The sequence below is a fragment of the Chloracidobacterium thermophilum B genome (genome assembly GCF_000226295.1).
GTDB lineage: Bacteria > Acidobacteriota > Blastocatellia > Chloracidobacteriales > Chloracidobacteriaceae > Chloracidobacterium > Chloracidobacterium thermophilum.
Map to the genome: position 1 here is coordinate 474,673 of NC_016025.1, position 12,020 is coordinate 486,692.

A 12,020-nucleotide genomic window follows, 5' to 3' on the forward strand; every position below is an offset into this window, starting at 1 on the left:
TGGCGGACGCCAGACTGGCGGACTACGTGGCCTTGGACGCGAGCTGGTCGAGTTGCGCCCGTACGCTCCGCAACCGCTGCGCCGTCCGGTTCCAGACGTAGGCAATCACCTTGTCCGTCGGATAGCGCCCATTCTGGTTGTACTCCGTGGCGCGCAGGTCAGGATACATGCGGAGGATGGGGATGAGTTCCGGCGCCGACTCCGTCAGCGAGATACGCCGGTCAGCCCCCTGCATCGTGGCCCACAGCGGCCGGACGAGTTCGTAACTGCGCAGCACGCTGCGGAGGCTGTCGAAAAAGTCCGTCTGTTCCTCATAGTCGTTGTACTTGGCCAGGAACGACTCCACCGCCACCCGCGCATCTACGACCAACCCGTCATACTGGCTGAACGTCGGGTTGCCATTGACCAGCGTGTTGATGCGGCTCAGGGCGTCCACCGCCTGGCGGGCATCGCTGACGAAACGCTGGTCAATGCGCTTGACGGGTTCGCCCAAGGTCAGCACGGCCACGTTTTCAAGGGCAATCGTGGCCTGCTCGCCGCCGGCATTGATGTAGGTGATGCCCTGCAAATCGAGCTTGACCAGCTTGCCGACAATTTCGAGGCCGTCCATGCGCTTGATGCGGATGTCTTTGCCCACCATCGGGCTGACCGGCGGTGGCGGCGTCCGGCGGGAGGGCTTCCGCCGCTGGGCAGCGACTTCCACCGAAGCCACCAGCGATAACGACAGAACAAAAGCAAGCCCCCACCACAGCCACCGCCCGGCCGGGTGGCCGGGCGCCTGTCCGGCCGGTCTTCGTCGCCAAGCGTACGTCATAGGGAAGAACCACTTACAAAACGGTGAAATCGGCGTCATCGAACGGAACGTTGAAAGCCAGATAAAGGATGTCGTCTTCGTGGACGAGTTGCCCGGCCTGCCAGCACTGTTCCCGCCGTGCCGTGAGAATACCATCCGTGGCGACATAATCACTGTAGGTGATCCGCTCGCCTGTTTCGCGGTCTTCGAGGAAGCGGCACTGGAAATGGGCCGCGTCAAAGCCGTAACTCACGTCCTCGGAAGGCAGGTCAAGTCGCCAGATGGGATCGCCATCGGTGTCTCGGTCGGCCACCGGCGGCGCGTAATCATATTCCTCGGCATGGGCCAGGAAATTGCGCGGATACAGCCGGATGCGCCGCTTGATGGCTTCAAGCTGGAGTGCTGGCAACGGCGCCAGCCGCCCCTGCATCATCACCTGGCCGGCAAAACCGTTGATCACAATCACCCTGGGTTCACAGCCGGGACGGCGTTCAATGAGACGGATGCGCCCACCGAAGGCGCGGAGGATTTCCAGTTCGATGGTTTCCGGCGGCTGCATCACCGTCCGGCGGACGTGCATCAGCAAGGTGCGTACGCCGTAGAGCGCGGTTCGTCCACCGATGGCTAATATGCAGCGTTCGATGAAGGCATCGGGGGCAGTTGTCCAATCCATACACACAGAGGCGGGCCGGTCCGGGCCGCCGGGGCCAACAGCTTGCTTCTGCTGGCAGCATCCACAACATCACACGGGCAGACGGTCGTGGGTGTATTCAATCGCGCGGGCGTGCCGGTGTCCACTACTTTTCAGGTTACATTCAAAGTGACCCAGGATTTCAGGCCGGGGGTTGACGGCGCAAGTGCGCCAGCCCGCTGGAGAGCACAACTGGAGAGCACAACAGGATGTGATGGCTTGACTTGCACGCACAAGTCCATTACCAACATGAACACGTCGGGGCGTGGCTCAGCCTGGTAGAGCATTCGCTTTGGGAGCGAAGGGTCGCAAGTTCAAATCTTGCCGCCCCGACCACCTTCGCTGCCGTGGCTCCCTTCCCAGTACTCCCGATGACCTTGGCTGGTTTCTCTGCGCCGTTCTGGAAAGCCCTGCTGGGCAAGCTCCAACTGTTCGGCATGTGGCTGGCCGGCTTTGGTGTGTTCGGGGTTCTGCTTTTGGCCTACGTGGATTCGGTCATTCCCCTGACGCCCATCCCTGATGCCACGCTCGCACTGGTCTGTGCCCAGGGTACGCTGTGGTGGTGGGCGGCAGTATTGGCGGCGCTGGGTTCATCGCTCGGCTGCATGACGGTGTACTGGCTTGTCCGCCGCCTGCGGCAGCGTTTTCTGGGGAGAAGCCTACTGGCGCGGCGGCTTTCCCCGGAGCGGCAGGCGCGGATTGAGCAGCTCATCCGGCAGTATGACATCGTGGCGCTCGCGGCCGCGGCCGTTATGCCGCCGCCGTTTCCCTTCAAGCCCTTCGTCATCTGCGCCGGACTGCTGGAGTTTCACCAGGGACGCCTGTTTGTCGGACTGTTTATCGGGCGGGCGATCCGCTACGGCACGCTGGCCTACCTGAGCATGCGTTACGGCAGTGAAGCCATGAGCCTGCTTCAGCAGCATACCGGCTGGTTTTTCCTTGGCGTTGGGGTCATCGTTGCCCTCCTTGGCATCTATTTCCTTGTGCGGTGGTATGTCTTCCGTCGTCCGGCACTGACAGCCACCAGCCTGTCGCCGGACATTCAGCCCTGAGCCACCCGGACGACCATGAACTTCCTGCGGTATGGATGTTCATCGTTTCTCGCCCTGGGCGGGCTGGTGGTCGCCTTTCTGGCGCTCTATGACGCTTTCCAACCCAACCGCCACTGGGGACTCATCGCCGGTATGTTCATCGGCGGGGTGGCGGCTTTTCTGGGAGGCACGGCCGTTATCGAGATGGCCAACGCCAGCCGTCGCCGCCGAGGTGAAGCGGAAGCCGCCGCCTGGCTGCCCCGGCTGGCGGCGGAACACGGGGTCATCACCGTTCAGATGATTGAAGACCGCACCCCCCTCAGCGCCACGCAAACGCGCCGCTGGCTTGAACGCGAAGTTGCGGCCGGACGGCTCGAACGTCTCGGCCCTGAACGCTACGCCCTCGTGAACGCCAAACCATCTTCCGAATCATCACCGTCAGACCGGGCATAATTTCCACGAACTCTTGCCAGTTGATACACTGGACGTGGGGTGATTCATCATGTCCAGTCTGCCGCACATCCGTCTGACGCCGGACGAATACTTGGCCGCCGAACGCTGGGCGACGCACAAAAGCGAGTACGTCGCCGGCGAGGTATTTGCCATGTCGGGCGCAACCCTCCGGCACTCGCTCATCGCCACCAACATTGCGGCAGAGCTGCGGCAACGCCTCAAGGGGCGCGACTGTACAGTTCACGCTTCGGATTTACGGGTCGGGACTCCGGCCGGCAACTACTTCTACCCGGATGTGGTCGTGGTGTGTGGCGAACCTGTTTACGCGGATGACCACCGGGACACGATTCTCAACCCCATCCTCATCGTTGAAGTGCTTTCGGATTCGACGCAGGACTACGACCGGGGCGGCAAGTTTGCCGAGTACCGCCGGCTCGCGTCGTTGCAGGAATACCTCGTGGTGGCCCAGACCGCGCCCTGTGTCGAACACCACACGCGCCAGGCCGACGGGTGCTGGCTGCTTCACGAGACAAGCGACCTGACCGCCGTGCTGACACTGGCTTCCATTGGCTGCCAGTTGCCGCTGGCGGAGATATACGACAAAGTTACCTTCGCTGTCGCCAATCCAGTCGAAGGGGCAACCCCATGAAACACCTCGTTACGCTTATTCCGGGGGATGGCATCGGCCCGGAAGTCACGGCTGCGACGCTGCGCGTGTTGAGCGCGGCCGGCGTGGACATCACCTGGGAACGCTTCCCGGCCGGCGCACAGGCCCTGGCCGAACACGGAACGACCCTCCCCGACGCCCTGCTTTCTTCCATTCGCCGCACACGGGTGGCGCTCAAGGGGCCGGTGACGACACCGGTCGGCGGCGGTTTTACCAGCGTCAACGTCGGGCTGCGCAAGGCGCTCGACCTCTATGCCAACGTCCGGCCGGTCAAAAGCATCCCCGGCGTCAGAACGCGCTATGAGAACGTTGATCTGGTCGTTGTGCGCGAAAACACTGAAGACCTGTACTCCGGGCTGGAACACGTTGTCGTCCCCGGCGTTGTGGAAAGCCTCAAGGTCATCACCGAGCGCGCCTCGACCCGCATTGCCCGGTTTGCCTGCGATTACGCCCGCAAGCACGGCCGCCGGAAAGTCACTGTCGTCCACAAGGCCAACATCATGAAACTTTCGGACGGGCTGTTTCTGGACTGCTTCCGCAAGGTCGTCCAGCACTACCCGGAAGTGCAGCCCGAAGAAAAAATTGTGGACAACATGTGCATGCAGCTTGTGATGCACCCGGAACGCTATGACGTTCTGCTGATGGAAAACCTCTACGGCGACATTCTCTCCGACCTGGCCACGGGACTGGTCGGCGGATTGGGTGTGGTGCCGGGCGCCAACATCGGGGACGGCATGGCGGTCTTTGAGGCCGTCCACGGCAGCGCCCCGGACATTGCCGGTCGCGGGCTGGCCAACCCGACGGCCATGATCCTGAGCGCCACCATGATGCTGCGCTACATCGAGGAAAACCAGGCGGCTGACCGCATCGAGGCGGCCCTGTTTGCGGTTTTGGGTGAAGACGGCATCAAAACACCCGATCTGGGCGGTACGGCGACCACCACCGAGTTTACCGAAGCCATTGCCACCCGCCTGACGGACAACCCGGACAACTGAAGCTGGGGGCTCACAACTGTAACATCACCTTGCTAAAAACATCGCCGACCAGACAGGTACGCTTGACCTGCGTCCCACTTCACCTTTTGCTGCTGTCGGCTTCCGACGGCAGACCCTGAAAGGAGCTTGTCATGCCGCGACAACATTTCCGCTGGGTCATCCCTGGCATCTGTATGCTGGCCGGCGCGCTGTTTTTGGGCTTGTCGCCCCGGCCGGCGGCCACCCAGTCAGCCACTGTCCCGTCACCGCCGGCGATCCAGCTTCCGGTTGCCAACCGGGGGGAAAACCATCTTCGTCCAGCCGCCCCGCCCAGCCTGCGCCTGCTCGGCGAACGCCTTTCTGCGGCAACCTGTGCGGCGCTGGCCCGCCAACTGCCACCCTTTACCACTGAAGGTTTGTCCATTGCCCCAAATCAAATTGGCGCCAACCGTTCCGTGCGGGAGGACTGGCTGGCACAACCACGCCAGTTGGGCACCGTGCGCTCCAAAACCGGCGGCGACATGCTGACCGGCTATGCCGCTGCCCTGACTTCGCCCCGTGCCGCAGCCCTGCGTCTGCACTTCGAGGGCGTTGACCTGCCACCGGGCGCTGAACTCTACGTGTATGGCGCTGCTGACAATACCGTTTCAGGACCCTACACCGGCAGGGGACCGTTCGGCAGTGGCGAGTTCTGGACGGATGTCCTGGCCGGAGAGACCGCTGTGGTCGAATGGCTTGCACCGGCCGGGCGGACAGCGCCTTTCCGGGTGACGGAAGTGGCGCACATCTGGGACAGTCCCCTGCCCCCGACGGTCAAGACAACCGGCAAGGTGGAGGGCAGCGGGCCCGAAGCCGGGGCCTGCAATCTCGACGCCATGTGCGGACCTGAACCGGAAAAAGACAGCGTGGCGCGCATTGTCTTTCAGACCAGTGGCGGCACATCCGTCTGTACCGGGACAGTCCTTGCCACGCGCAGCAACGACTTTGCACCCTTCTTTTTGACGGCCAACCACTGTGTCAGTACAGCAGCCGAAGCCCAGAGCGTGCAGGCATTCTGGTTCTACCGCACCACGGCCTGCAACAGCGGCGTTGTCAGCAGCAACTTTTTCCGTTCCCCGACCGGAGCGACGCTGCTCCAAACCAACGCGCCGAGCGACCACACGCTGCTTGAAATTCTCGGCGTCATTCCGCGCAACCTGTTCCACGCCGGATGGGATACCAATCCACGCCCGGATGGTACAAACGTGTTTGCCCTGCACCACCCGGATGGGGGGACGCCCATTTCCCAGCCCCAACTCTCTTTCCTGCGGCGGTCGCTGGGCACACTCGCCGGGCAAAACACCAACTGTGGCGGCAGTACCGGATTGCAGGGCGGCTACCGGGTTAACTGGAATCAGGGCGTTACGGAACCCGGTTCGAGCGGCTCCGGCATCTGGTACTCAACCAGCCAGGGCAGCTTTCTCATCGGCGTGCTGAGCTGCGGGCCGGCCGCCTGCGGTGTGCCACCCAGCCAACTGTTTGACAACTACGGCAAGTTTTCCGTCTTTGCCCCCAGCATCAACAGCTTCCTTGACGGCGGCTCGGATGATGCCTTTGAGCCAAACAACTCCCGGGCCGAGGCGCGCTTCGTCACCCTGCCCGTCAACGCCAATAACCTCGTCGTCAAGGAAGTTTCCGAAGACTGGTATGCCATTCAGGCCACAACCGGCGCACGCATCCTCGCAACGATCAACTTCACGCACAACTTCGGCGATATTGACATGCAGCTTTACCGCAACCAGGAATCCCAGCCTATTGCTATCTCCAACTCGACCAGCAACAGTGAAACCATTGATTTCACCAACACTGGCCCGGCCAACCTCTTTTTCCTGCGGGTCTTCCTGTTCAACGACACGCGCAACACCTATCAGATGTCACTCAATGTCACTGGTGGTGCGCCACCACCGCCGCCTTCCACGGTCGGCTGCTTCCGTCCTTCGGATGGCTTTGTCTATCAGCGCTTCAGCAACACGCCGGGCTTTGCCGACAACAGCTTCTTCTATGGCCAGGCGGGCGACCGCCCGATTGCCGGTGACTGGAACGGGGATGGCATTGACACGGTCGGCATTTTCCGCAACGGCACCTTTTTCCTCAAAAACAGCAATTCCCCGGGCTTTGCCGACCTGTCGTTCGCGTACGGCAGCGCAGGGGACATTCCCCTGGCCGGCGACTGGGATGGCGATGGGGTGGATACCATCGGCGTCTATCGCAACGGGACGTTTTTCCTGCGCAATGCCAACAGCGCCGGGAGTCCCGACATCGTGGTGAACTACGGCAACCCGAATGACCTGCCGATTGTCGGCGACTGGGATGGCGACCGCACGACAACCGTCGGCTGTTTCCGCCCCTCGAACGGCTTCTGCTACATCCGCAACAGCAACACCTCCGGCTTTGCCGACAGCGACTTTTTCTATGGTCAGGCCGGGGACATCCCCGTAGCTGGCGACTGGACAGGCAAAGGTTTTGACAGCATTGGGATTTACCGCCAGGGCGTCTTTTTCCTGCGCAACGCCAACAGCGGCGGCTTTGCCCATATTCAGGTCAACTACGGCAGTCCGGGCGACATTCCCATCGTGGGGCGGTGGCGATGAGCGAGCTGCGGCTGGAAGCGGAAGTGACCGTTCCACCAACGGCACACTGGCAACGCCTGGATGAGTTCGTACGGGCCCAACTCGGCGAATGGCCCCTGACGGCCATTCGCCGGGCGGTAGCCGAAGGGCAAATCCGGGTCAACGCCCGCCCGCGCACCGCCGGCTGGCGACTGCGCGCCGGCGACCGCGTCCGCTGGCAACTCGTTGCGCCGCCGCACGTCCGCCTGCCGGCAGCCGACTTCACCCTGCCGGTGGTGTACGAAGACGACGTGCTGCTCGTCGTCGCCAAGCCGCCGGGGATGCTCTCCCATCCGACGCCCAAAGAACGCACCGGGACGCTGCTCAACCGCCTGCTCACCTATCCGGCATTTTCCACTGGAACCAACCGCCCGATGCTGCTCCACCGGCTCGACCGCGACACGTCAGGTCTGGTGCTGGTGGCCAAAAATGACCGTGGCACGCGGGCCTTTGCACCGCTGTTTCAGGCCGGCGACATCGCCAAAACCTACCTGGCGCTGGTGGTGGGTCATCCCGATGCCGAGACTGGAACGATTGACGCTCCGATTGGACGGTCGCCGTCCCTGTGGCCGCGCTGGCGCGTCCTGCCGGATGGCAAACCGGCGCAGACCAGTTTCACTGTGCTGTGGTGTGGGCCGCAGTGGGCACTGGTGCAGTTTCAGCCCCTGACGGGCCGGACGCACCAGATACGCATCCACGCCGCCCACCTGGGCTATCCCATCCTGGGCGATACAGTCTATGGCCGGCGGGCCAACCAGAACTTGACGGCTGAAACCGGCCGCAGTGCGTCCCGGCAGATGCTGCATGCCGCCGAAGTGAAACTCTGGCATCCGCTCGAAAAACGCCCGATGCACTTCTGCGCGCCGCCGCCTGATGATTTTACGCCCTGGCTGGAAGCGATGCCCGTACCGGGCAGGATCAGTTAGACACTCAACCGGCTTCTTTCAGGCCTGAAGTTTCAGGCCTGAAGCTGCTTGCGCTCGCTGCCCTCGGCTGCGGCCGGGGCTTCCGCCGCGGCCGGCGTTGCCTGACGCCGTTTGACATAAAACAGCAGCCCACCCAGGCCCAAAGCAATCAATGCAACGGAAATACTGACAAAGGCAATGAGTTTGTTGACCTTGGCGCGCTTCTCGATGTCGGCCAGTTGTGTCTGAAGCTGGCGTGGCGGCTCGTGGAAAATCGTGACGACGACATTGTTGGCATCCAAGTTGGGGACACCGCCCGTCACCAGACGCCGGACATCCTCTTCCTTGAAACGGGTTTCGGCGGCGGTTGTCACCAGCAGCACCGAAGCCTTGGCGGGAGTGGGCTGCAAGTTGGCGATGTCTTTTTCCGGCAGTACGATGTTGACGCTCACCCGCGCCACATCGGGCAACTGGCGCAACTGGCGCTCGATTTCCGTCTTGATCTGCTTGATTTTTTTGGCTTCCTCGGCCGTCGGCGACAACCCGCCGAACGTCCCCCCGCCGGTGTCCTCACCAAGCCCTGTCCCGGTCGGGCGCGGCAGCCCCAGTTCCTGCAGGATGCGAATAGCCAGCGCCGCTTTCCCGGAGGCAAAGGCGTCCTCGACAACCAGAATGCGCCACCCCTTCTGGTCTTCGCCGCCGGCCGCTTCCTTTTTGGCTTCAATGCCCCGGTCCTGGAGTACCGCGATGATTTCGTTGGCTTCCGTCTCCGTCGGCACGGTGACAATCGCTTCCTGCTTCTGACAGGCCGTGGTCAGCAGCAATACACACCACAAACCGATCAGCGCCGGCCAGCGCCGACAGGTCTGACGCCAGCCGTGACGCCACACTGGCGCCAGCGAACGAAGGAAACCAAGAGACATACGAACTCCCGATGGGTCGTGCGAATGGAGTCTGGGCGTTGCCGGTCAATGCTGCCGCTAAGCTTGGCGACACGGAGCGGAAAGTCAACCCGGATGGCTCAGGGATGGATCGTCACCGGCGTTTTGAGCGGGCAGGCCAGCCACAGTTCTTCGATGTCGTCGTTGCTCAACGCCACGCAGCCCCACGTCCAGTCGCTGCCCGTCCCGCCTCCGTGAATGCCGACTTCCCCGCCCAGGGGTGTGTTCCACGGCGGACGCACCTGCTGCTGCTGTGCCTGCCGGATGGCACGGTACTGGCGACGGTTGATGAGGCCATCCCGCAGCCCCCGTTCAGCGTCTTCCTCATTCGGATAGCTCAACCCCAGAAACAGATGAAACCGGCTGCGATCATTGCGGGTGCAGACATAAAACGTACCGACCGGCGTGCGGTGGTCACCTTCGCAGACTTTGTCCAGCTCTGGTTCTGCACCGAGAGCGACAGTATAAGCCTTGACACAGGTTTGGCCGGACCATAGTTCAAGCCGCCGCAATGACTTGTATACCCGCAGGGAGACCGCCTTGAGCGGAAAAGGCACGCCAGCTTGCAGCGCAGCGGCCCGCAGCCGCTCGCCGGCTTCCGGTGCAGGTGTGGTCTGGGGCGGCAAAGCGGCGCTCTCGGCCAGCATGGCCAGCAGAAAAGGCAACAGCGCAGGTAACCGGCGCGTCGCAGCCAACAACCGATGGACTGTCCCCCCACTTGCAATTGCGATGCTCTCCATATCAAGTTCCGATATTCCCTATACCTTTTTGGAAACCACGATGACCATTCGCGTTTTGTTTGTCTGCACAGCCAATATCTGTCGCTCCCCGATGGCCGAAGGGATTTTTCGCCACCTCGTGGCTGAAGCCAGGCTCACCGGCCAGATTGAAACAGACTCCGCCGCCATTTCGCCGATGCGGGTTGGCGAACCGCCCGACCCACGCGCCCAGCGGACGGTACTCAAGCGCGGCATTGACATCAGCGATCTGCGGTCGCGGGAAGTCTGGCGGGATGATTTTCACCAGTTTGACTACCTGGTGGCCATGGATCGCACCAACCATGCCTACCTGCGCTCCCTGTGTCCGCGCGGCTGTGAACACAAAATCTTCCTGATGATGGAGTTTGCACCGGCCATCGGGATTGCTGAAGTCCCCGATCCCTATGCCGGTGGTGAAGAGGGGTTCGAGCTGGTGTACCGCGCTTTGGAAATGGCGGCGCGCAACCTGCTGACCTACATCCGGCAACAGCACCAGCTTACTCCAACCGAATAAATCTTCTGCGGCGCTTCAGAGCTGCCAGAATGGCTTTCAAATCGAGTGATAGTCCTTCAATCTTCGCGCCGCAGCTCCAGCCGGGGCATAATCAGGCTTACGTTTCACTTCTTTGCCCTTTTCTCGCGCCCGCGCTGGAAGATAATCCTTCCGGGCGTTTGCGTCCGGCGCAGGCGTGCGAGCAATAGATGACCTGCTCCCAGGTGTTGCGCCATTTTTTGCGCCAACGAAAAGGCCGACGGCACACGGGACACATCTTTTCCGGCAGGAAGGGCTTTTTGTGAGTCATGGCTGGGATTCCTCTGCCTCATCCGGCGAAGTTGGCGGAACCGTGGCCGTCGTCGCCACATAGGGCTTTTTCAGGTGCGCCTGCGCCCGGGCGTGGACATCAAACACATTCGGCCGCCTGAGAACGGCCCGGTACGCCTGCATGGCCTCGGCCCGCTGCCCCAGCGCGTCATGCGCCTCGCCCAGCCGCAACTGCGCCAGCGTCATCAGGTCGGCATTGGCGTTGGGAAGCGTCAGCACCCTGCGAAAATGCGGCACGGCTTCGGCCACCCGGCCGACCGAAAACAACACATCGGCAAACTGGTAGTGGATGGCATCACGGTAAGGGCCGGCCGCATCCTCTTTCGTCAGTTCCTCGAAGCGCGCCATGCCTTCCTCCAAACGCCCCAGGCGCACCAACGTGTCGGCCAGCTCCAGACGGGCAACATAGTTGGCCGGATACTGACGGGTGAACGTTTCGAGGTAAGACATCGCATCCGCATATCGTTTCTCGCGCTTGTAGAGTGCAATCAACAGCAGCCGCGCCGCGTCCTGTGCGGTCCGTCCCTCGTCGGCGGCTTTGGCCACCAATGCCAGCCCCCGCTTTTTGGAACCACGCACACCGCCCAGTGCCGCAATGACCTTGACCGGCAGCGGCAGTGAGCCAACCACGTAGTTGTACAAGCCAATCGAGAGGTTGGCGTCGGCGTAGTCGGGATCGAGCTTGAGCACCTCGCGGTGCAGGGCAACGGCCTTGTTGCTCTGGCTCAGGGCCGCCAGAAAGGCCCGTGTAATGGTGGCCTCGTAAGCGGCCAGCAGACCGTGCGCCATGCCTTTGTAGTAGAGCGCCACCGTATCGCGCGGATTCTCCCGGAGACGGGCATCCGCCACGTGCAAGGCACGGTCCACAGCCTCGCGGAGGCGGCGGTCAAAGTCCTTGTCGAAAGCGTCTTTCGTGTCGGCAAAAAAGGTCTCGCCAGCGTAGGTTGTCGCCTGCAGGCGGCGCGTACGGTAGAGCTTTTCAGCCCACATACAGTTGGCCAGGTAGAGGTAGCCGGCTGGATGCGTCGGGTCAATCCGGGTGAGTTGTTCAAAAGCCGCCCACGCCCCACGGTAGTCGAGGTTGTAGAGCGCATTGAAGCCCTTGGTGCGCACCTGCTCAAAGGTTTCTGTGGCCGCAGGCGTGTCCACGGCGGAACGGGACGCAATTCCACCAGGCGGGGCCGCCCATGTGCCACACCCGCCCAGACAAACCAGCCAGACGGACAGTACAGCCAACCACCAACTCAGACGCTGAAACATAACGCCAGCCTCCACATCAGAAATGCCATTCGGACGTGAAAAACCAATCCACCGCTGCGTGCTACACTCCACAGCG

The 12,020-nt window shown here is 62.3% G+C and carries 13 protein-coding genes and 1 tRNA gene; 8 read left to right on the top strand and 6 right to left on the bottom strand.

From position 1 onward, the window contains the following. Nucleotides 1-22 precede the first annotated feature (22 nt). Complete coding sequence (locus CABTHER_RS12995) at nucleotides 23-814, bottom strand: hypothetical protein (RefSeq protein WP_014101125.1); 792 nt, start codon at nucleotides 812-814, stop codon at nucleotides 23-25. 13 nt (nucleotides 815-827) lie between these two features. Then, nucleotides 828-1,466 (bottom strand): hypothetical protein, encoded by a 639-nt coding sequence (locus CABTHER_RS13000; protein WP_014101126.1) that lies wholly within the window; start codon nucleotides 1,464-1,466, stop codon nucleotides 828-830. Between the two features lie 277 nt (nucleotides 1,467-1,743). Between CABTHER_RS13000 and CABTHER_RS13005 the strand changes: the two genes are divergently transcribed. The 7 genes from CABTHER_RS13005 to CABTHER_RS13035 all read left to right on the top strand — a co-directional run bounded on the left by CABTHER_RS13005 (nucleotide 1,744) and on the right by CABTHER_RS13035 (nucleotide 8,183). Continuing rightward, a tRNA-Pro gene (locus CABTHER_RS13005) sits at nucleotides 1,744-1,820 on the top strand. A 35-nt stretch (nucleotides 1,821-1,855) separates the two neighbouring features. Then, nucleotides 1,856-2,536 (top strand): DedA family protein, encoded by a 681-nt coding sequence (locus tag CABTHER_RS13010; RefSeq protein ID WP_014101127.1) that lies wholly within the window; start codon nucleotides 1,856-1,858, stop codon nucleotides 2,534-2,536. A 15-nt stretch (nucleotides 2,537-2,551) separates the two neighbouring features. Beyond that, nucleotides 2,552-2,968, top strand: a complete 417-nt coding sequence (locus tag CABTHER_RS13015; protein ID WP_014101128.1) for a hypothetical protein — start codon at nucleotides 2,552-2,554, stop codon at nucleotides 2,966-2,968. Nucleotides 2,969-3,017: 49 nt separating this feature from the next. Continuing rightward, complete coding sequence (locus CABTHER_RS13020) at nucleotides 3,018-3,617, top strand: Uma2 family endonuclease (RefSeq protein ID WP_014101129.1); 600 nt, start codon at nucleotides 3,018-3,020, stop codon at nucleotides 3,615-3,617. Beyond that, entirely contained in the window at nucleotides 3,614-4,630 is a 1,017-nt protein-coding gene (locus CABTHER_RS13025; protein WP_014101130.1) for an isocitrate dehydrogenase (NAD(+)), read from the top strand. The genes CABTHER_RS13020 and CABTHER_RS13025 overlap by 4 nt, the downstream gene beginning before the upstream one ends. 131 nt (nucleotides 4,631-4,761) lie before the next feature. Then, nucleotides 4,762-7,239, top strand: a complete 2,478-nt coding sequence (locus CABTHER_RS13030) for a PPC domain-containing protein (RefSeq protein WP_041569987.1) — start codon at nucleotides 4,762-4,764, stop codon at nucleotides 7,237-7,239. After that, complete coding sequence (locus CABTHER_RS13035; protein WP_014101132.1) at nucleotides 7,236-8,183, top strand: RluA family pseudouridine synthase; 948 nt, start codon at nucleotides 7,236-7,238, stop codon at nucleotides 8,181-8,183. Before CABTHER_RS13030 ends, CABTHER_RS13035 begins: the two co-directional genes overlap by 4 nt. A gap of 32 nt (nucleotides 8,184-8,215) precedes the next feature. Here the strand turns inward: CABTHER_RS13035 and CABTHER_RS13040 are convergent, their stop codons facing one another. After that, the gene (locus CABTHER_RS13040; protein ID WP_014101133.1) at nucleotides 8,216-9,085 is read right to left on the bottom strand and encodes a type III secretory pathway, lipoprotein EscJ; all 870 of its coding nucleotides are present in this window, start codon (nucleotides 9,083-9,085) and stop codon (nucleotides 8,216-8,218) included. Nucleotides 9,086-9,183: 98 nt separating this feature from the next. Then, nucleotides 9,184-9,843 (bottom strand): L,D-transpeptidase family protein, encoded by a 660-nt coding sequence (locus tag CABTHER_RS13045; protein WP_228374112.1) that lies wholly within the window; start codon nucleotides 9,841-9,843, stop codon nucleotides 9,184-9,186. A gap of 40 nt (nucleotides 9,844-9,883) precedes the next feature. Between CABTHER_RS13045 and CABTHER_RS13050 the strand changes: the two genes are divergently transcribed. Then, entirely contained in the window at nucleotides 9,884-10,375 is a 492-nt protein-coding gene (locus tag CABTHER_RS13050; RefSeq protein WP_041570156.1) for a low molecular weight protein-tyrosine-phosphatase, read from the top strand. Nucleotides 10,376-10,472: 97 nt separating this feature from the next. On the opposite strand, the gene CABTHER_RS16765 is transcribed toward CABTHER_RS13050, so the two are convergent. Next, entirely contained in the window at nucleotides 10,473-10,664 is a 192-nt protein-coding gene (locus tag CABTHER_RS16765; protein ID WP_081464933.1) for a DUF2256 domain-containing protein, read from the bottom strand. Further along, a complete protein-coding gene (locus CABTHER_RS13055) occupies nucleotides 10,661-11,944 on the bottom strand; it encodes a tetratricopeptide repeat protein (RefSeq protein WP_014101136.1) in 1,284 nt (427 codons plus the stop codon). The genes CABTHER_RS16765 and CABTHER_RS13055 overlap by 4 nt, the downstream gene beginning before the upstream one ends. Nucleotides 11,945-12,020: the final 76 nt, after the last annotated feature.

Bases quoted from the DNA above. Each gene is read 5' to 3' on its own strand.
- CABTHER_RS12995 (WP_014101125.1), bottom strand. From the start codon at position 814: ATGACGTACGCTTGGCGACGAAGACCGGCCGGACAGGCGCCCGGCCAC.
- CABTHER_RS13000 (WP_014101126.1), bottom strand. From the start codon at position 1,466: ATGGATTGGACAACTGCCCCCGATGCCTTCATCGAACGCTGCATATTA.
- CABTHER_RS13010 (WP_014101127.1), top strand. From the start codon at position 1,856: ATGACCTTGGCTGGTTTCTCTGCGCCGTTCTGGAAAGCCCTGCTGGGC.
- CABTHER_RS13015 (WP_014101128.1), top strand. From the start codon at position 2,552: ATGAACTTCCTGCGGTATGGATGTTCATCGTTTCTCGCCCTGGGCGGG.
- CABTHER_RS13020 (WP_014101129.1), top strand. From the start codon at position 3,018: ATGTCCAGTCTGCCGCACATCCGTCTGACGCCGGACGAATACTTGGCC.
- CABTHER_RS13025 (WP_014101130.1), top strand. From the start codon at position 3,614: ATGAAACACCTCGTTACGCTTATTCCGGGGGATGGCATCGGCCCGGAA.
- CABTHER_RS13030 (WP_041569987.1), top strand. From the start codon at position 4,762: ATGCCGCGACAACATTTCCGCTGGGTCATCCCTGGCATCTGTATGCTG.
- CABTHER_RS13035 (WP_014101132.1), top strand. From the start codon at position 7,236: ATGAGCGAGCTGCGGCTGGAAGCGGAAGTGACCGTTCCACCAACGGCA.
- CABTHER_RS13040 (WP_014101133.1), bottom strand. From the start codon at position 9,085: ATGTCTCTTGGTTTCCTTCGTTCGCTGGCGCCAGTGTGGCGTCACGGC.
- CABTHER_RS13045 (WP_228374112.1), bottom strand. From the start codon at position 9,843: ATGGAGAGCATCGCAATTGCAAGTGGGGGGACAGTCCATCGGTTGTTG.
- CABTHER_RS13050 (WP_041570156.1), top strand. From the start codon at position 9,884: ATGACCATTCGCGTTTTGTTTGTCTGCACAGCCAATATCTGTCGCTCC.
- CABTHER_RS16765 (WP_081464933.1), bottom strand. From the start codon at position 10,664: ATGACTCACAAAAAGCCCTTCCTGCCGGAAAAGATGTGTCCCGTGTGC.
- CABTHER_RS13055 (WP_014101136.1), bottom strand. From the start codon at position 11,944: ATGTTTCAGCGTCTGAGTTGGTGGTTGGCTGTACTGTCCGTCTGGCTG.